Below are 18254 nucleotides of genomic sequence, written 5' to 3'. Positions count from 1 at the left end.
GCCGGCGGGTGACAGGGTGGGGGCGTGACCGAGCAGACCGCCGCCCCCGTCCGCATCGAGCGGGACGGCGACGTCGCCGTCGTCGTCCTCGACAACCCGCCGCTGAACCTGTTCACCCCGGCGGTGTTCCAGGCGCTGGACGCCGTGGTGACCCAGCTGGTCGCGCTCACCGACCCGCAGCGCACCGACCGGGCGCGGGCCGTGCTGTTCGAGGCGCGCGGCAAGGTCGTCTCCGGCGGCGTCGACGTCACCTTCTTCCGCGACATCGCCGAGGGGCCGGATCCCGCCGGCCGGGGCGGCGAGCTGTGGGCCCAGCTGCTGCGGGTGGCGCAGACCGTGGAGGACCTGCCGGTGCCCACGGTGTTCGCCGCGCACGGGCTCACGCTGACGGCCGCCTTCGAGCTCTCCCTGGCCTGCGACATCCTGCTGGCCGCCGAGAAGGCGTCGTTCGGGCTGGTGGAGATCGTCGTCGGGCTCACCCCGTCGATGGGCGGCCCGCAGCGGCTGGCCGAGCGGGCCGGCGCGGCCCGGGCCCGCGAGCTGGTGTTCACCGGCGAGCGCTACCCGGCCGCCGTCCTCGAGCGGTGGAACGTGGTCAACCGGGTGCTGCCGGACGACGGCTTCGCCGCGGCCGCCCGCGCCTACGCCCACCAGGTCGCTGCGGGGCCGACGCTCGCGCACGCCGCGACGAAGCGGCTGGTCGCCACCTCGGTCCGGGACGGTGCCCGGGCCGCCGACGCGCTGGTCCCGGAGGTGTCGGGCGCGCTGTTCGCCACCGAGGACCTGCGCGGTGCGGTGCGCTCCTTCCTCACCGACGGGCCCGGCAAGGCGACGTACTCCGGGCGCTGACCCCATCGGGCGATCGGCGCTTCGCGGTGCCGCGCGCGGGTAGCATCGAACGGTCCGCCACTCCCCAGCCAGGAAGGCAGGGTCGAGGGTTCTTGCCCGACACCTCCCCGAACGTCCCCGTCGAGGGTGCTCCCACGTCCCGTGAGGCATCGGCCCAGGCCGCTGCCGTGGACGACACCGCCACCGCCGCCCACCCGGCGCCGGTCCGCGCCACGATCGCCGTCCCCGAGTCGGTCTCGATGGTCGCCCTGCTCGGCTCCGCCGACGAGCTGCTGCGCCTGGTCGAGGCGGAGGTCGAGGCCGACGTGCACGTGCGCGGCAACGAGATCACCGTGACCGGGCAGCCGGCCGACAACGCCTTCGCCGTCCGCGTCTTCGACGAGCTGCTGGCGCTGCTCGGCACCGGTCAGCAGCTGCGCCCGGACTCCGTGCGCCGCGTCATCGCCATGCTCCGGGGCGGTGGGTCCGAGCGGCCGGCCGAGGTGCTCAGCCTCGACATCATCAGCCGCCGCGGGCGCACGATCCGGCCCAAGACGCTGAACCAGAAGCGCTACGTCGACGCGATCGACGAGCACACCATCGTCTTCGGCATCGGCCCGGCCGGTACCGGCAAGACCTACCTCGCGATGGCCAAGGCGGTGCAGGCGCTCCAGACCAAGCAGGTCAACCGGATCATCCTGACCCGCCCCGCGGTCGAGGCCGGCGAGCGGCTGGGCTACCTGCCCGGCACGCTGAGCGAGAAGATCGACCCCTACCTGCGGCCGCTCTACGACGCGCTGCACGACATGGTCGACCCGGAGTCGATCCCGCGGCTCATGGCCTCGGGCACGATCGAGGTCGCGCCGCTGGCCTACATGCGCGGCCGCACGCTCAACGACGCGTTCGTGATCCTCGACGAGGCGCAGAACACCACCGCCGAGCAGATGAAGATGTTCCTGACCCGGCTCGGGTTCGGCTCGAAGATCGTCGTCACCGGCGACGTCACGCAGGTGGACCTGCCCGGGGGCGCGCAGAGCGGCCTGAAGATCGTCCGCGAGATCCTCGACGGGGTCGAGGACGTGCACTTCGCCACGCTGACCAGCACCGACGTCGTCCGGCACCGGCTGGTCGGCGACATCGTCGACGCCTACGAGCGCTTCGACGCCGCCCGCCAGCCCACCACGACCCGACCGGCCGCCAGCGCGCCGGCACGACCGACCCGGCCGCGCCGGCAGGGGAGCTGAACCCGATGCCCGTCGAGGTGTCCAACGAGTCCGAGATCGCCGTCGACGAGGCGGAGCTGGCCGGCATCTGCCGCTTCGTGCTCGGCGAGATGGACGTCAACCCGATGGCCGAGCTCTCGGTCCTCTGCGTCGACGTCGAGTACATGAGCAGCCTGCACGAGCGCTGGATGGGGGAGAAGGGCCCGACCGACGTCCTCGCCTTCCCCATGGACGAGCTCGACACCGCCCGCCCGGACGACCCCGATCCGGGTCCCGCGCTGCTCGGCGACGTCGTGCTGTGCCCCGCCGTCGCCGTCCGCCAGGCCCGCGCCGCCGGCCACACGATGGACGACGAGCTGGTGCTGCTGGCCACGCACGGCGTGCTGCACCTGCTCGGCTACGACCACATGGAGCCGGACGAGGAGAAGGAGATGTTCGGCCTCCAGTCGCAGCTCATCGAGGCCTGGCGCTCGGCGTCGCGGGAGCCCGTGACGGGCGAGGCGGTCGACAAGGGGCAGAACCCCCGATGAGCTCGGGTGCGGTCGTCCTCCTGGTGATCGCGGTCTGCCTGGTCCCGCTCGCGGGCCTGTTCGGAGCCATGGACGCCGCCCTGCAGCGGGTGTCCAAGGCTCGGGTCGAGGAGCTCCGGCGCGAAGGTGCCAAGCGCGCCGTCGCGCTCGAGGAGGTCGTCGGCGAGCGCGCCCGCCACGTGTCGCTGCTGCTCCTGCTGCGCATCGCCTGCGAGATGGTCGCCGCGGTGCTGGGCACCGTCCTGCTCTACGACGCCTGGGGCGGCGGCTGGCGCACCGTGCTGACCGCGGCCGGGATCATGACCGTCGTCAGCTACGTGCTGATCGGCGTCGGCCCGCGCACCCTGGGCCGCCAGCACGCCTACTCCGTGGCGCTGGCCAGCGCCGGCGTCGTCCGCTTCCTGGGCCGCGTGCTCGGGCCGGTCGCCACCCTGCTCATCCTGGTCGGCAACATGATCACGCCCGGACGCGGCTTCCGCGACGGCCCGTTCTCCTCCGAGGTGGAGCTGCGCGAGCTGGTCGACATGGCCGAGGAGCGCGGCGTCGTGGAGTCCGGCGAGCGCAACATGATCCACTCGGTGTTCGAGCTCGGCGACACGATCGCCCGCGAGGTCATGGTGCCGCGCACCGACGTCGTCTGGATCGAGCGCGGCAAGACCGTCCGCCAGGCCCTCGCGCTGGCCCTGCGCAGCGGGTTCAGCCGCATCCCGGTCATCGGCGAGAACGTCGACGACGTGGTGGGCGTGGTCTACCTCAAGGACCTCGTCCGCCGGTCGCAGAACGCCGGCGACGGCCGCGGGCCCAGGGTCGAGGAGCTGATGCGCACCCCGGCGTTCGTGCCGGAGTCCAAGCCGGTCGACGAGCTGCTGCGCGACATGCAGGCCCGGCGCATCCACATCGCGATCGTGGTCGACGAGTACGGCGGCTTCGCCGGGCTGGTCACCATCGAGGACATCCTCGAGGAGATCGTCGGCGAGATCGCCGATGAGCACGACGCCGTCCAGCGCCCGCCGGTCGAGGAGCTGGCCGACGGCTCCATGCGGGTCACCGCCCGCCTGCCCGTGGAGGACCTCGCCGCGCTGTTCGGCGTCGAGCTGCCCGAGGACGACGACGTCGAGACCGTCGGCGGCCTGCTCGCCCGCGAGCTGGGCCTGGTGCCCATCGAGGGCGCCTCGGCCGAGATCGGCGGGCTGCGGCTGGTCGCCGAGAGCAGCGGCGGCCGGCGCAACCGGATCGACACGATGCTGGTCTGCCGGGTCGAGCCGCCGGAGGACGACGAGGAGACCGACAGCCGCGGCCGGGCCGCCACCCGCGACCAGGAGCCGGCCGTCGGCGTGGAAGGCTGATCCGGTGCCCGACCTGCAGCCCGAGGACGCCAAGCTCGTCACCCTCGCCCGCTCCGCGCGCGCCCGCACCGGTGCGGCGGAGGGAGCCGCGGTCCGTGACACCGACGGCCGCACCTACGTCGCCGCGGGCGTCGCGCTGCCCTCGCTGAAGCTGTCGGCGCTGCAGGCCGCGGTCGCCGCCGCCGTCTCCAGCGGCGTCGAGGGGCTCGAGGCCGCGGCGATCGTCTCCGAAGCCGACGCGGTCGAGCAGGAGGGGCTCGCCGCCGTCCGCGACCTCACGCCGTCGGCGCCGGTGCACCTCGCCGGCCCCGACGGCACCCTGCGCACCACCGCCTGACCGGGCCGGCCGCTGGTGTCAGCCGTCGGTGGGAGACTGTCCGGGTGAGCACACCCGAGCAGACGCCGCACCGCAGCGGCTTCGTCGCCCTGGTGGGCCGCCCGAACGCCGGCAAGACCACCCTGACCAACGCGCTGGTCGGCGAGAAGGTCGGCATCGTCAGCAACCGCCCGCAGACCACCCGGCACGCCATCCGCGGCGTGGTGCACCGGCCCGAGGGCCAGATCGTGCTGGTCGACACCCCGGGCCTGCACAAGCCGAAGAGCCTGCTGGGCAAGCGGCTCAACGACGTCGTCCGGGACACGCTCTCCGACGTCGACGTGGTGGTGTTCTGCGTCCCGGCCGACCAGCCCGTGGGCACCGGCGACAAGTTCATCGCCCGCCAGCTGCGCGAGATCAAGGCCCCGATCGTCGTGGTGGTGACCAAGACCGACGCGACCGGCAAGAAGCAGGTCGCCGAGCAGCTGATCGCCGCCAGCCAGCTGGTCGAGGCGGCCGAGATCGTGCCGATCAGCGCGGTGAAGGGCGACCAGGTCGACCTGCTGGAGCAGCTGCTCATCGGCCTGCTGCCGGAGGGCCCGCCGCTGTACCCGGAAGAGCAGACCACCGACGAGGACGTCGAGCGCCAGCTCGCCGAGCTGGTCCGCGAGGCGGCGCTGGAGAAGGTGTTCCAGGAGGTGCCGCACTCGCTGGCGGTCACCATCGAGGAGATGACCCGCCGGCCCGACCCCAAGCAGGCCGGCCGCGACCTGGTCGAGGTGCACGCCCTGCTGCACTGCGAGCGGGCCAGCCAGAAGCCGATGCTGCTGGGCAAGGGCGGGTCGATCATCAAGGCGATCGGCAGCGAGGCGCGCGTGGGCATGGAGACGCTGCTCGACGCCCGCGTCCACCTCGCCCTGCACGTCACCGTGCTCGGCGAGTGGCAGGACGACCCGAAGAAGCTCAACCGGCTGGGCTACTGATGAGCGCGCACACCCCGAAGGCCCTGTACCGGGACGAGGGCATCGTGCTGCGCACCCAGAAGCTGGGCGAGGCCGACCGGATCGTCACGGTCCTCACCCGCCGCACCGGCAAGGTGCGCGCCGTCGCCAAGGGGGTGCGCCGCACGAAGAGCAAGTTCGGTGCCCGGCTCGAGCCGTTCACCCACGTCGACCTGCAGCTCTACACCGGCCGGAACCTCGACATCGTGAGCCAGGTCGAGTCGATCCGCTCCTACGGCCAGGAGGTCGTCACCGACTACCCGGCGTACACCGCCGGCACCGCGGTGCTGGAGACCGCCGACCGGCTCACCGCCGAGGAGAAGGAGCCCGCGCTGCGGATGTTCCTGCTCGTCGTCGGTGCGCTGCGGACGCTGGGCGAGCGCACCCACTCACCCGGCCTGGTGCTGGACGCGTTCCTGCTGCGCGCGATGTCGGTGGCCGGCTGGGAGCCCGCGCTGGGCGACTGCGCCCGCTGCGGTGAGGTCGGCCCGCACCGGCACTTCTCCGTCCCGGCCGGCGGCACGGTGTGCCCGGCGTGCCGGCCCACCGGCTCGGCGATGCCGAGCCCGGTCACCCTCGAGCTCATGGAGGCCCTCCTGACCGGCGACTGGGCGCGCGCGGATGCCAGCCAGGGCATCAACCGCCGCGAGAGCAGCGGCCTGGTCGCCGCGATGCTGCAGTGGCACCTCGAGCGCGGGCTGCGCTCTCGCTGCCGCTGGTCGACCGGTCCGACGCCCGCCCCGCGGTGGTGCAGCCGGCCGCGCCGATCGTCGTCGGGACCGGCGCGTGACGCGCGCCGTCCGGCCGCCGAACCCGCACCCCTCCGGCGCGCGCCCGCCGCAGCTGCCCGCCGACAAGGTGCCCGGCCACGTCGCGATCGTCATGGACGGCAACGGCCGCTGGGCCAAGCAGCGCGGGCTGCCCCGCACCGCCGGGCACGAGGCGGGGGAGTCCTCGCTGTTCGACTGCGTCGAGGGCGCCATCGAGCTCGGCGTGACCGCGATCAGCGCCTACGCGTTCTCCACCGAGAACTGGCGGCGCAGCCCCGACGAGGTGCGCTTCCTCATGGGGTTCAACCGCGACGTCATCCGCCGGCGCCGCGACGAGATGCACGAGCTCGGGGTGCGGGTGCGCTGGGCGGGTCGTCGTCCCCGGTTGTGGCGTTCGGTGATCAAGGAGCTGGAGATCGCCGAGGAGCTCACGAAGGACAACGACGTCCTCACCCTCACCATGTGCGTCAACTACGGCGGCCGGGCCGAGATCGCCGACGCCGCCGCGGCCATCGGCCGCGAGGTCGCCGCCGGCCGGCTGAACCCGGACAAGATCGACGAGAAGACGATCGCCCGGTTCCTCGACGAGCCGGACATGCCCGACGTCGACCTGTTCGTGCGCAGCTCCGGGGAGAACCGCACCAGCAACTTCCTGCTGTGGCAGTCGGCCTACGCGGAGATGGTCTTCCTGGACACGCTGTGGCCCGACTTCGACCGCCGGCACCTGTGGGCCGCCTGCGAGGAGTACGCCTCCCGCCAGCGCCGCTTCGGCTCCGCCTAGGACTCCGTCGCCGGCCGGCCGGCGACGCCGCTGGCGAGCAGTCGCTCCACCGTCTGGTCGTCGTAGCCGAACTCCGCCAGGACGGCGGCGGTGTGCTCGCCGAGGTCGGGGACCGCGCCCATCGCCAGCTCCACGTCGGTGAACGTCATCGGCGGCAGGATGGCGCGCACCGGCCCGACCGGAGTGTCCACCTCGCGCCACCGGTCCCGGGCGCTGAGCTGGGGGTGGTCGATCAGGCCCTGCAGCTCGTTGATCTGCGCCGCGGGCACGCCGGCCTCCGCGAGGCGGGCGTCGAGGTCGGCGGTCGACCACTGCTGGGTCTCGGTGGAGACCACCGCGTCGCACTCCTCGCGGTGGGCCACCCGCAGCACGTTCGTGCGCAGCCGCGGGTGGTCGGCGAGGTCCGGGCGGTCGAACACCTTGGTCACGAGGTCCTGCCACCCCCGGTCGTTCTGCACCCCGATCAGGATCTGCCCGTCCTTGGTCGGGTAGGCGTCGTAGGGCGCGATCGCGGCGTGGCTCAGGCCCATCCGCGGCACCTGCCGGTCGGCGTACATCTGCATGTACATCTGGTGGCCCAGCCACTCGGCTGTCGCGTCGAACATCGACACCTCGACGGTGGCGCCCTCGCCGGTGCGCTCCCGCCGGAACAGCGCGGCCAGCACCGACTGGGACGCGTACAGGCCGGCGGCGATGTCGGAGGTCGGGATGCCGGTCTTGGTGGCGGTCTCGGGAGTGCCGGTCACGGACACCAGTCCGGTCTCGGCCTGGATGAGCATGTCGTAGGCCTTGCGGTCCCGCCGCGGTCCGTCGGTGCCGTAGCCGGACATGTTGACGACGACGAGCCGCGGGTCCGCCGCCCGCAGCGCCTCGCCGTCCAGGCCCAGCCGGGCCGCCGCGCCGGGCGCGAGGTTCTGCAGGAAGACGTCGGCCCGGGAGACGAGGGCGCGCACCGCGGCCACGCCGTCGGGGGACTTCAGGTCCAGCGCCACCGACTCCTTGCCCAGGTTGAGCCACACGAAGTGCGACGCCATCCCGCGCACCGCGCCGTCGTAGTGGCGGGCGAAGTCGCCCTCGCCGACGCGCTCGACCTTGATGACCCGGGCGCCCAGGTCAGCGAGGTGCCGGGTGGCGATCGGGGCGGCCACCGCCTGCTCCAGCGCCACCACGGTGATCCCGGTGAGCGGCAGGGACGGGTCTGTGGCGGCGGTCATAGGCGCACAACATAGTGTCCCGGCCATGAGCTCCCTGACAGCCGACGAGCAGGACATGGTCGCCCTGGTCGCGCAGTTCGTCGACGAGCGGGTCGCCCCCCGCGTGCGCGAGTTCGAGTCGGTCGACCAGTACCCGGAGGAGTTCATCGAGGAGATGAAGGAGCTCGGCTTCTTCGGTCTCCTCGGCCCCGTGGAGCACGGCGGCTCCGACGTCAGCGCCGCGTGCTTCGCCCGCGTCACCGAGGAGCTGGCCCGCGGCTGGATGAGCCTGGCCGGCGCCATCGGCGGGCACTCGGTCATCACCTACCTGATCCGGACCTTCGGCACCGAGGACCAGCAGCAGCGCTACCTGCCGGCGATGGCCGAGGGGCGCATCCGCGCGACCATGGCGCTCACCGAGCCCTCGGGCGGCAGCGACCTGCAGGGCATGCGCACCCACGCCGTCGCCGACGGCGACGACCTGGTCATCTCCGGCTCGAAGACCTGGATCTCCAACGCCCAGCACTCCGGCCTCATCGGCCTGCTCTGCAAGACCGACCGCACCGCCCAGCCGGCACACGCGGGGATGAGCGTGGTGCTGGTCGAGCCGGGCGAGGGCCTGACCGTGTCGGGCAAGATCCCCAAGCTCGGCTACCGCGGAGTGGAGGCCTGCGAGCTCTCCTTCGACGCGATGCGGGTGCCCGCCTCCGCCGTCCTCGGGGGCGAGCCCGGCCACGGCTGGCGGCACATGATGCGCGGGCTCGAGGTCGGCCGGATCCAGGTCGCCGCCCGAGCGGTCGGCGTCGCCCAGGCCGCGCTCACCGCGGCGCTGCGCTACGCCCAGGACCGGGAGACCTTCGGCAAGCCGATCTGGCAGCACCAGTCGGTCGGCAACCTGCTCGCCGACATGGCGACGAAGACCCGGGCCGCCCGCCTGATGACCCTCGACGCCGCCGCCGTGCTCGACAGCGGCAGGCGCGCCGACCTCGAGGCCGGCATGGCCAAGCTGTTCGCCTCCGAGACCGCCATGCAGGTAGCCCTCGACGCCATGCGCGTGCACGGCGGCTACGGCTTCTCCCGTGAGTACGACGTCGAGCGCTACTTCCGCGACGCCCCGCTGATGATCCTCGGCGAGGGCACCAACGAGGTGCAGCGCAACGTCATCGCCGCCCAGCTCGTCGCCCGTGACCGCAACCGAGAAGGAATCTGACCCATGCAGCTCAACGGACTCGTCACCGCCGTCACCGGCGGCGCCTCGGGCCTCGGCCTGGCCACCGCCCAGCGCCTGGTCGCCGCCGGCGGCCGGGTCACCATCATCGACCTGCCGAGCTCGGCCGGTGAGCAGGTCGCGGCCGACCTCGGCGACGCCGCCCGCTTCGCCCCGGCCGACGTCACCGACGCCGACCAGTTCGCGGCGGCCCTCGACGCGGCCGGCGAGGACGGCCCGCTGCGCGGGCTCGTGCACTGCGCCGGTGCCGGCCGCCGGCTGCGCGTCCTGGACAAGGACGGCGAGCCCGGCTCGCTCGAGGACTTCGAGTGGGTGATGAAGCTCAACGTCACCGGTTCCTTCAACGCCCTGCGGCTGGGGGCGGCGCGCATGGCCCGCACCGAGCCCGTCGACGGCGAGCGCGGCGCGATCGTGCTCACCGCCTCGGTGGCCGCCTACGAGGGCCAGATCGGTCAGCTGCCCTACACCGCGTCCAAGGCCGCCATCGTCGGCATGACCCTCAACGCCGCCCGCGACCTGGCGAGCAAGGCGATCCGGGTCTGCACCATCGCGCCCGGGATCATGGACACCCCGCTGCTGGCGCGGCTGCGCGAGGACGTGCGGGCCTCCCTGGAGGCCTCGGTGCCGAACCCGGCGCGGCTGGGCCACACCTCGGAGTTCGCCCAGCTGGCCGGCCAGATCCTGGAGAACGGCTACCTCAACGGCGAGACGATCCGCCTCGACGGCGCCATCCGGATGGCACCGCGCTGATCGGCGGGACGGCAGGGGACGTCGGCATGTTCGCGGTGACCCGCCTGCGGGCGACCGGGGCGGACGCCGACGCCCTGGTGGCCGCGGTCGGTCCGCTGCTCGAGGCGCTCGGCGCGCAACCCGGCTTCCGGGGCGGGGACTTCGGGCGCGCGGCCGACGACCCCGCCCTGTTCGCCCTGGTGACCCGCTGGGACGGCGTCGGCGCCTACCGGCGCGGGCTGTCGGCCGCCGCGGTCAAGATCGCCGGGGCGCCGGTGTGGGTGCACGCCGTCGACGAGCCGGGTGCGTACGTCCCGTGACGGGGATCGACGCCCTGCTGGCCGCCAGCCGCGCGGGCGTGCACCGCCCCGGCCCCGCCGAGGTCGTCGCGGCGCAGGCCCGCGGGGCGCTGGTCGTGGACACCCGCACCGAGGCCCAGCGCCGCCGGCAGGGCGAGCTGCCCGGCGCGCTGGTCATCGACCGCACCGTCCTCGAGTGGCGGTTGGACCCGACGAGCGACGCGAGGATCCCCGAGGCGACCGGCTGGGACGTCGAGGTGGTCGTCGTCTGCCGGCAGGGCTACAGCTCCAGCCTGGCCGCGGCCTCGCTGCGCGCGATCGGCCTGCACCGCGCCACCGACCTCGCCGGCGGGGTCGAGGCGTGGCTGGCCGCCGGGCTGCCGGTGACCTGCGGCCCGGCCGACGTGCGGGAGTGACGCGGCGGTCCCACGCCCGGCGCCGGTCAGCGCCTACGGTCGGCCCGTGGTCAGCCGCACCCGCACCGCCCGGTACGCCCGCCGGCGCAAGCGCCGGATGGACGCCGTCGAGCACGACCTGAGCCCGGAGCAGTGGAGCGCGCTGCAGGCGGCCTGGGGCGGCTGCGCGTACTGCCGTGCCACCGGGGTCCCGCTGCAGCGGGACTGCGTGCTGCCGATCTCCCGCGGCGGCCGCTACACGCTGGACAACATCGCGCCGGCCTGCGGCTCGTGCAACGCCAGCAAGTGCAACGACGAGGTGACCGGCTGGCTGCGCCGGAAGAAGCTGGACGAGCGCGCCTTCCTGGTGCGGCACGCCGAGATCAGGATGGCGCTGACCCCGCAGTCCGCGGGGGAGCCGGCGGCGGTGGTCACCGACTGACGACGCCGCGGACGGGGGAACTACCGTGGGCAGGTCAACCGCCGACCGCCAGCCGGATGGAGCCTCTCGCCGTGAGCGACAGCACCGCCAAGCACGACCCCGCCCGCCTCGACAAGGTCGTGAACCTCTGCAAGCGACGGGGCTTCGTCTTCCCGTCGGGGGAGATCTACGGCGGTACCCGCTCCGCCTGGGACTACGGTCCGCTGGGCGTCGAGCTCAAGGAGAACATCAAGAAGCAGTGGTGGCGCACCGTCGTCCAGAGCCGGGACGACATCGTCGGCCTGGACTCCTCGGTGATCCTGCCGCGCCAGACCTGGATCGCCTCCGGTCACGTCGGCGTCTTCACCGACCCCCTGACCGAGTGCCAGAGCTGCCACAAGCGCTTCCGGGCCGACCACCTCGAAGAGGGCTACGAGGAGAAGAAGGGCCGGGCGCCGGAGAACGGCCTGGCCGACATCTCCTGCCCGAACTGCGGCACGAAGGGCGCGTGGACCGAGCCGCGCGACTTCAACATGATGCTCAAGACCTACCTCGGCCCGGTCGAGGACGAGTCCGGCCTGCACTACCTCCGGCCGGAGACCGCCCAGGGCATCTTCGTGAACTTCGCCAACGTCATGGGCGCCGCGCGCAAGAAGCCGCCGTTCGGCATCGGCCAGATCGGCAAGTCCTTCCGCAACGAGATCACCCCCGGCAACTTCATCTTCCGCACCCGCGAGTTCGAGCAGATGGAGATGGAGTTCTTCGTCGAGCCGGGCACCGACGAGGAGTGGCACCAGTACTGGATCGACCAGCGCACCGCCTGGTACACCGACCTCGGCATCGACCGCGACAACCTCCGCCACTACGAGCACGCGAAGGAGAAGCTGTCGCACTACTCGAAGCGCACCGTCGACATCGAGTACCGCTTCGGCTTCCAGGGCTCCGAGTGGGGCGAGCTCGAGGGCATCGCCAACCGCACCGACTTCGACCTGAAGACGCACACCGAGCACTCGGGCACCGACCTGTCGTACTTCGACCAGGCCTCGAACACCCGGTGGACGCCGTACGTCATCGAGCCCGCGGCCGGCCTGACCCGCTCGCTGATGGCGTTCCTCATCGAGGCGTACACCGAGGACGAGGCGCCCAACGCCAAGGGCGGTGTGGACACCCGTACGGTGCTCAAGCTCGACCCGCGGCTGGCGCCGGTGAAGGCCGCCGTCCTCCCGCTGTCGCGCAACGCCGACCTCTCGCCCAAGGCGAAGGACCTGGCCACCGCGCTGCGCCGCAACTGGAACGTCGACTTCGACGACGCCGGCGCGATCGGCCGCCGGTACCGCCGGCAGGACGAGGTCGGGACGCCGTTCTGCATCACGGTGGACTTCGACACCCTCGAGGACCAGGCCGTGACCATCCGCGAGCGCGACTCGATGAACCAGGAGCGCGTCGCGCTGGACCAGGTCGAGTCCTACCTGGGCGCGCGGCTCGTCGGCTGCTGATTCGTCAGCGTCGGCGGTGGAGGTCGCGCAGCAGGGCGATCTCCGCGCCGTGGTGGATGACCTCCCGGTTGATGTGCAGGACCAGCGTTGCCATCGGTGCCTCGGCGTAGGGCCCCTCGGCCGGGCCGCACGGCCGGCGCATCCCCTCCTCGTCCAGTCCCCGCACTCCGGCGCTCCACGCCGCGTACCCGGCATCCAGCTGGAGGAGCGCGGTCGCGGCGTCGCCGGGGAAGGCATGACTGTCGTAGTCCACCGGCGACCCGCCGAAGTGCGATGCGACCCGCATGCCCAGCACGCCGACGACGACGTCCCCCAGACGCCAGGCGATCGTCGTCACCGGGGCCGGGTCGGGTTCGGGGAACTCGAAGTCGATGGTGAACGGCCCCTGACCGGCGGTGATCGGTGCCGACGACGTCCCGCGTGGGCGGACGCTCCACATCCCGCCGACCGGCTCCCACAGGTACTCGTCGTCGGTCAGCCCCTCGAGCCGGGGGCGCAGCTGGTTGCGCCAGTGCCAGTCCAGCTGCTCGGCGATCTCGTGCGGCCAGCCGAGCCGGCCCGGGGCCCTCTCGTCCATGCCCGCGAGACTAGGGCCGATCCGATCAGGCGGGCTTGCGCCAGACCAGCAGGTAGCGCCAGAACAGCAGCTGCCGCACGCGGACGCCGGGCAGCACCGCCGCCGCCTGCGCCCGGACCTCGCGGGTGCTCAGCGTCGCGTCCTGGATCGGCATCGCGCCGTGGCTGTCCTCGTGGCGGAACAGCTCCGCCCCGGTGAGCGGGCGGGCGGCGGCGAACGCCAGCCCGAGCCCGTGGTGGCCGAGGGACGACGCCACCTGCAGCGGCAGCTCGCGGGGCAGCTCGGCGCGGGGCAGCGCGACCGCGGTCAGCACGCCACCGGGCCGGAGCCAGCCGGCCATGCGCGGCAGCGCCTCGGCCAGCGGCAGGTGGTGCAGCACCGCGACGCTGACGACGGCGTCGTACGTCTCGGGCGGGACGTCGACGGTGAGCGCGTCGGCCACCCGGAGCGACAGGTTCGCCGGCGCGTCCTTCCGCGCCTCGGCGATCATCTCCGGCGACAGGTCGAAGCCGTCGACCTGCGGCACCGTCGCCGCGAGCCGGCGGGCGAGCGTGCCCGAGCCGCAGCCGACGTCGAGCACCCGCCGCGCGCCCGCGGGGACCTGCCGCTGGAGCAGGGAGTGGTACCAGCTGTTGTGGCTCCAGTCGGTCAGCACCCGGGCAGGCTGGCAGACGGTGACCCGGGTGTCACGCACCGCGCCGCCTACCCTGGAGACGTGACCGCCACGCTCGAGCCGACGACGGCGCTCCCGCCGCTGCGGCTCGGGGCGCTGACGGTCGACCCCGCGGTGGTGCTCGCGCCGATGGCCGGCATCACCAACCCCGCCTTCCGCACGCTGTGCCGCGAGTTCGGCGCCGGGCTCTACGTGTGCGAGATGATCACCACGCGGGCGCTGGTGGAGCGCAACGACAAGACGCTGCGGATGATCCGCGCGACCGCCGACGAGAAGGACGCCTTCTCCGTCCAGCTGTACGGGGTGGACCCGGCGACCGTCGGCCGCGCCGTCGAGATGCTGGTCGACGAGGGCGTCGCCGGCACCCGTCCGGCGCACATCGACCTCAACTTCGGCTGCCCGGTGCCCAAGGTGACCCGCAAGGGCGGTGGCTCGGCGCTGCCCTGGCACCGCGTCCTGCTGCGCGACATCGTGCGCGCGGCCGTCCGGGCGGCCGGTGACGTCCCGGTCACCATCAAGACCCGCATCGGCATCGATGCCGACCACGTCACCTACCTCGACGCCGGCCGGATCGCCCAGGACGAGGGCGCCGCCGCGGTCACCCTGCACGGCCGCACCGCCGACCAGCTCTACAGCGGCACCGCCTGACTGGGCGCCGATCGCGCGGCTGGTCGAGGCCGTCGACATCCCGGTGCTGGGCAACGGCGACATCTGGGAGGCCGACGACGCCCTGCGCATGGTCGCCGAGACCGGCTGCGCGGGCGTGGTCATCGGGCGGGGCTGCCTGGGCCGGCCGTGGCTGTTCGGCGACCTCGCCGCCGCCTTCGCGGGGGAGACCCGGCGCGCGCTGCCGACGATGCGCGAGGTCGGGGCGATCATGCACCGGCACGCCACCCTGCTCGCCGCCGAGCACGGGGAACGCCACGGCTGCAGCGACTTCCGCAAGCACGTCGCCTGGTACCTCAAGGGCTTCTCGGTCGGGTCCGACGTCCGGCGCGCGCTGGCGATGGTCAGCGGTCTCGACGAGCTGGCCGAGCTGCTGGCCCGCATCCCCGACCAGCCCTATCCCACCGCCGTCCTCGGGGCTCCCCGGGGCCGGACCACCCCGCCCCGGCCGGTCGCCCTCCCCGAGGGCTGGCTGCTCGACCGGGACGACCCGAGGCCGCCGTCCGGCGCCGAACTGGAAGTGAGCGGCGGATGAGCACGCCTTTCGAGCCATGAGCACGGGACCGTTCCTCTACGACGAGGGCCCGGCGCCGCTGCACACCGGCGTCCCGCAGCGCTCGGGGAAGCTCCTCGTGCTGATCATGGGCGGCACCGTGCTGGTGGCGCTGCTCGTCGTCGTCCTGGCCTACCTCATCCGGGGGTCGGGCAGCGACCAGGCGACGGAGGTCAGCGGTGTCTTCCTGACCGCGCTCGCCGCCGGCGACACCGAGACCGCGCACGCGCTGCTCTGCGAGGAGGAGCGCGCCCGGCTCGAGCCCACCGAGGTGGCCGACGCGTACCTGGGCCAGGGGGAGCCCGAGCTCGGTGAGGTGCGCCGGGACGGCGACGCCCGCGTCGTGCCGGTGCGCTGGTCCGGCGGCGGCTCGGCCGAGCTGACCGTCATCGGCCAGGACGGCCTGCGCATCTGCGGCGTCGGCTGAACCCGGCCGCGCGCGCTCCGGTGCGGCACGATCGCCTCCAGGCGGTAGCCGGCCGACGAGCGCGGAGGTGCGGACGATGTCCAGCGGGGACACCTGGGTCTACGACTTCAGCCAGGGCAGCAAGGAGCAGAAGGACCTGCTCGGCGGCAAGGGCGCCAACCTCGCCGAGATGACCACCCTGGGGCTGCCCGTCCCGCCGGGCTTCACGATCACCACCGACGCCTGCCGGTACTACCTCGAGCACGGGACGACGCCCGACGAGCTCGGCGCGCAGGTCGGCGAGCACCTGGCCGCGCTCGAGCAGGCCATGGGCCGGACGCTGGGCGACCCGGCCGACCCGCTGCTGGTGTCGGTCCGCTCCGGGGCGGCGGCGTCCATGCCCGGGATGATGGAGACCGTCCTCAACGTCGGCCTGACCGACGAGTCGGTGCGCGGGCTGGCCGAGCAGGCCGGCAGCGAGCGGTTCGCCTGGGACTCCTACCGCCGGCTGATCCAGATGTTCGGCAAGACCGTGCTGGGCATCGACGGCGAGCTGTTCGACGAGGCGTTCGACGCGGTGAAGGCCGAGCAGGGCACGGAGTCCGACCTCGACCTGGACGCCGAGCACCTGCGCGACGTCGTCGACCGGTTCAAGGCGATCGTGCGCGAGCACACCGGGCGCGACTTCCCGCAGGACCCGCGCGAGCAGATGGACCTGGCGATCACCGCCGTCTTCGACTCCTGGAACTCCGACCGCGCGGTCATCTACCGCCGGCGCGAGCGCATCCCCAGCGACGCCGGCACCGCCGTCAACGTGTGCGCGATGGTGTTCGGCAACCTCGGCATGGACTCCGGCACCGGCGTCGCCTTCACCCGCGACCCGGGCAGCGGCGCGCAGGGCGTGTACGGCGACTACCTGCAGAACGCGCAGGGGGAGGACGTCGTCGCCGGCATCCGCAACACCGTGCCGCTGGTCGACCTGCAGGAGATCGACCGGCCCGCCTACGACGAGCTCATGGGGATCATGGGCCGGCTCGAGCAGCACTACCGCGACCTGTGCGACATCGAGTTCACCGTCGAGCGCACCAAGCTGTGGATGCTGCAGACCCGGGTCGGCAAGCGCACCGCGGCGGCGGCGTTCGTCATCGCCGCCCAGCTGGTCGACGAGGGGCTCATCGACCTGGACGAGGCCGTCCGCCGGGTGACCGGTGACCAGCTGGCCCAGCTCATGTTCCCGCGGTTCGTCTCCGGCGGGGACGCCACGCAGCTCACCCAGGGCATGAACGCCTCGCCGGGCGCCGCCGTCGGCAGGGCGGTGTTCTCGTCGGAGACGGCGGTCGAGTGGACCGGCCGCGGGGAGAAGGTCGTGCTGGTCCGCCGCGAGACCAACCCCGACGACCTCGCCGGGATGATCGCCGCCGAGGGCGTGCTGACCAGCCGGGGCGGCAAGACCTCGCACGCGGCCGTCGTCGCGCGCGGCATGGGCAAGACCTGCGTCTGCGGCGCCGAGGAGCTCGACGTCGACACCAAGGCGCGCCGGTTCACCGCGCCCGGCGGCGCCGTCGTCGAGGAGGGCGACGTCGTCTCCATCGACGGGTCGACCGGCCGGGTGTGGCTGGGGGAGGTGCCGGTCGAGCCGTCGTCCGTCGTCCGCTACTTCGAGGGCGAGCTGGACCCCGGCGCCGACGACGCCGACGAGCTGGTGCGGGCCGTGCACCGGATCCTGGCGCACGCCGACGAGGTGCGGCGGCTGGACGTCCGGACCAACGCCGACACCGCCGAGGACGCCGAGCGCGCCCGCCGGTTCGGCGCTCGCGGCATCGGGCTGTGCCGGACCGAGCACATGTTCCTCGGCGACCGGCGGCGGCACGTGGAGAAGCTGATCCTCGCCGAGGACGACGCCGACCGGCAGGCCGCGCTGGACGCCCTGGAGCCGCTGCAGAGGCAGGACTTCCTGGAGATCTTCGAGGCGATGGACGGGCTCCCGGTCACCGTCCGGCTGCTCGACCCGCCGCTGCACGAGTTCCTGCCCGACCTCACCGAGCTCTCCGTGCGGGTCGCGGTGGCCGAGGCGGAGGGCCACCACGACGAGGGGCAGCTCCGGCTGCTCGCCGCGGTGCGCCGCATGCACGAGGAGAACCCGATGCTCGGCCTGCGCGGGGTCCGGCTGGGCCTGGTGGTGCCCGGCCTGTTCGCGATGCAGGTGCGGGCGATCGCCGAGGCGGCCTGCGAGCGGAAGAGGGCCGGCGGCGACCCGCGACCGGAGATCATGATCCCGCTGGTCGGCGCCGTCCAGGAGCTGGAGGCGATCCGCGAGGAGGCGCGGGCGGTGCTCGCGCAGGTCTTCGAGGAGCAGGGCTGCGAGGTCGACGGCCTGCTGGGCACGATGATCGAGGTGCCGCGCGCCGCGCTCACGGCCGGCCAGATCGCGGGCTCGGCCGAGTTCTTCTCCTTCGGCACGAACGACCTCACCCAGATGACGTGGGGGTTCTCGCGGGACGACGTCGAGGCGGCGTTCTTCCACGCCTACCTGGACAAGGGGATCTTCGGCGTCTCGCCGTTCGAGTCCCTGGACCGGGACGGGGTGGGGGAGCTGGTCCGGATCGCGGTGGAGGCCGGGCGCGCCGCGCGGCCCGACCTCAAGCTCGGCGTCTGCGGCGAGCACGGCGGGGACCCCGACTCGGTGCACTTCTTCCACGAGGTCGGGCTGGACTACGTGTCCTGCTCGCCGTTCCGGGTGCCGGTCGCCCGGCTGGAGGCGGCTCGCGCCGCGCTGGGCGGGGACCTGGCGGGCGGCTGATCCGCTGCCGCCCTAGCGTGCTC

20 protein-coding genes and 1 pseudogene are annotated in these 18254 nt (G+C 73.3%); 18 read left to right on the top strand and 3 right to left on the bottom strand.

Features of this window, described 5'->3' with window-relative positions; translation table 11 throughout:
- Nucleotides 1-24 precede the first annotated feature (24 nt).
- From JKP76_RS18300 to JKP76_RS18265, 8 genes and pseudogenes are all read left to right on the top strand, one after another.
- Nucleotides 25-849 carry an enoyl-CoA hydratase/isomerase family protein gene (locus JKP76_RS18300; protein WP_200492201.1) on the top strand — a complete coding sequence of 275 codons (825 nt, stop codon included), beginning with the start codon at nucleotides 25-27 and terminating at the stop codon, nucleotides 847-849.
- Nucleotides 850-1016: 167 nt separating this feature from the next.
- On the top strand, nucleotides 1017-2072 hold the full coding sequence (locus JKP76_RS18295) for a PhoH family protein (protein WP_375335658.1): 1056 nt from the start codon (nucleotides 1017-1019) through the stop codon (nucleotides 2070-2072).
- 5 nt (nucleotides 2073-2077) lie between these two features.
- Nucleotides 2078-2581, top strand: a complete 504-nt coding sequence (gene ybeY, locus JKP76_RS18290) for an rRNA maturation RNase YbeY (RefSeq protein WP_200492200.1) — start codon at nucleotides 2078-2080, stop codon at nucleotides 2579-2581.
- Entirely contained in the window at nucleotides 2578-3927 is a 1350-nt protein-coding gene (locus JKP76_RS18285) for a hemolysin family protein (protein WP_200492199.1), read from the top strand. Before ybeY ends, JKP76_RS18285 begins: the two co-directional genes overlap by 4 nt.
- Nucleotides 3928-3931: 4 nt before the next feature.
- On the top strand, nucleotides 3932-4264 hold the full coding sequence (locus JKP76_RS18280; protein WP_200492198.1) for a cytidine deaminase: 333 nt from the start codon (nucleotides 3932-3934) through the stop codon (nucleotides 4262-4264).
- A gap of 44 nt (nucleotides 4265-4308) precedes the next feature.
- Nucleotides 4309-5226, top strand: coding sequence for a GTPase Era (gene era / locus JKP76_RS18275; protein ID WP_200492197.1), 918 nt, complete (start codon nucleotides 4309-4311; stop codon nucleotides 5224-5226).
- Nucleotides 5226-5894: pseudogene (gene recO / locus JKP76_RS18270) on the top strand (DNA repair protein RecO); the annotation flags it as partial. The gene era and the pseudogene recO, both read left to right, overlap by 1 nt.
- A 136-nt stretch (nucleotides 5895-6030) precedes the next feature.
- Nucleotides 6031-6795, top strand: coding sequence for an isoprenyl transferase (locus JKP76_RS18265; protein WP_200492196.1), 765 nt, complete (start codon nucleotides 6031-6033; stop codon nucleotides 6793-6795).
- On the opposite strand, the gene JKP76_RS18260 is transcribed toward JKP76_RS18265, so the two are convergent.
- The gene (locus tag JKP76_RS18260; protein WP_200492195.1) at nucleotides 6792-8009 is read right to left on the bottom strand and encodes a CaiB/BaiF CoA-transferase family protein; all 1218 of its coding nucleotides are present in this window, start codon (nucleotides 8007-8009) and stop codon (nucleotides 6792-6794) included. The genes JKP76_RS18265 and JKP76_RS18260 overlap by 4 nt on opposite strands.
- Nucleotides 8010-8034: 25 nt before the next feature.
- Here JKP76_RS18260 and JKP76_RS18255 point away from each other — a divergent pair, with 25 nt between their 5' ends.
- From JKP76_RS18255 to JKP76_RS18230, 6 genes are all read left to right on the top strand, one after another.
- On the top strand, nucleotides 8035-9198 hold the full coding sequence (locus JKP76_RS18255; RefSeq protein WP_200492194.1) for an acyl-CoA dehydrogenase family protein: 1164 nt from the start codon (nucleotides 8035-8037) through the stop codon (nucleotides 9196-9198).
- Between the two features lie 3 nt (nucleotides 9199-9201).
- A complete protein-coding gene (locus JKP76_RS18250; protein ID WP_200492193.1) occupies nucleotides 9202-9966 on the top strand; it encodes an SDR family NAD(P)-dependent oxidoreductase in 765 nt (254 codons plus the stop codon).
- A gap of 26 nt (nucleotides 9967-9992) precedes the next feature.
- Nucleotides 9993-10265 carry an antibiotic biosynthesis monooxygenase gene (locus tag JKP76_RS18245; RefSeq protein WP_200492192.1) on the top strand — a complete coding sequence of 91 codons (273 nt, stop codon included), beginning with the start codon at nucleotides 9993-9995 and terminating at the stop codon, nucleotides 10263-10265.
- On the top strand, nucleotides 10262-10660 hold the full coding sequence (locus tag JKP76_RS18240) for a rhodanese-like domain-containing protein (protein ID WP_200492191.1): 399 nt from the start codon (nucleotides 10262-10264) through the stop codon (nucleotides 10658-10660). The genes JKP76_RS18245 and JKP76_RS18240 overlap by 4 nt, the downstream gene beginning before the upstream one ends.
- A 46-nt stretch (nucleotides 10661-10706) precedes the next feature.
- Nucleotides 10707-11081, top strand: coding sequence for an HNH endonuclease signature motif containing protein (locus tag JKP76_RS18235; RefSeq protein ID WP_309229549.1), 375 nt, complete (start codon nucleotides 10707-10709; stop codon nucleotides 11079-11081).
- Between the two features lie 71 nt (nucleotides 11082-11152).
- Entirely contained in the window at nucleotides 11153-12556 is a 1404-nt protein-coding gene (locus tag JKP76_RS18230; RefSeq protein ID WP_309233043.1) for a glycine--tRNA ligase, read from the top strand.
- Between the two features lie 4 nt (nucleotides 12557-12560).
- On the opposite strand, the gene JKP76_RS18225 is transcribed toward JKP76_RS18230, so the two are convergent.
- Nucleotides 12561-13133, bottom strand: coding sequence for a DinB family protein (locus tag JKP76_RS18225; RefSeq protein WP_200492189.1), 573 nt, complete (start codon nucleotides 13131-13133; stop codon nucleotides 12561-12563).
- Nucleotides 13134-13158: 25 nt separating this feature from the next.
- Entirely contained in the window at nucleotides 13159-13827 is a 669-nt protein-coding gene (locus tag JKP76_RS18220; protein ID WP_200492188.1) for a bifunctional 2-polyprenyl-6-hydroxyphenol methylase/3-demethylubiquinol 3-O-methyltransferase UbiG, read from the bottom strand.
- Between the two features lie 21 nt (nucleotides 13828-13848).
- Between JKP76_RS18220 and JKP76_RS21735 the strand changes: the two genes are divergently transcribed.
- The 4 genes from JKP76_RS21735 to ppdK all read left to right on the top strand — a co-directional run bounded on the left by JKP76_RS21735 (nucleotide 13849) and on the right by ppdK (nucleotide 18231).
- The gene (locus JKP76_RS21735; RefSeq protein WP_309233042.1) at nucleotides 13849-14454 is read left to right on the top strand and encodes a tRNA-dihydrouridine synthase; all 606 of its coding nucleotides are present in this window, start codon (nucleotides 13849-13851) and stop codon (nucleotides 14452-14454) included.
- 43 nt (nucleotides 14455-14497) lie between these two features.
- Nucleotides 14498-15007 carry a tRNA-dihydrouridine synthase gene (locus JKP76_RS21730; protein WP_309233041.1) on the top strand — a complete coding sequence of 170 codons (510 nt, stop codon included), beginning with the start codon at nucleotides 14498-14500 and terminating at the stop codon, nucleotides 15005-15007.
- Nucleotides 15008-15023: 16 nt separating this feature from the next.
- Nucleotides 15024-15452: a hypothetical protein gene (locus tag JKP76_RS18210; RefSeq protein WP_200492187.1), complete on the top strand. Its 429-nt coding sequence runs from the start codon at nucleotides 15024-15026 to the stop codon at nucleotides 15450-15452.
- 76 nt (nucleotides 15453-15528) lie between these two features.
- Nucleotides 15529-18231 carry a pyruvate, phosphate dikinase gene (ppdK, locus tag JKP76_RS18205; protein ID WP_200492186.1) on the top strand — a complete coding sequence of 901 codons (2703 nt, stop codon included), beginning with the start codon at nucleotides 15529-15531 and terminating at the stop codon, nucleotides 18229-18231.
- Nucleotides 18232-18254: the final 23 nt, after the last annotated feature.

The sequence above is a fragment of the Blastococcus sp. TML/C7B genome, assembly GCF_016612845.1.
Lineage (GTDB): Bacteria > Actinomycetota > Actinomycetes > Mycobacteriales > Geodermatophilaceae > Blastococcus.
Note: the sequence above shows the minus strand (reverse complement) of the source record. Positions and strands in the feature narration are given on the sequence as shown.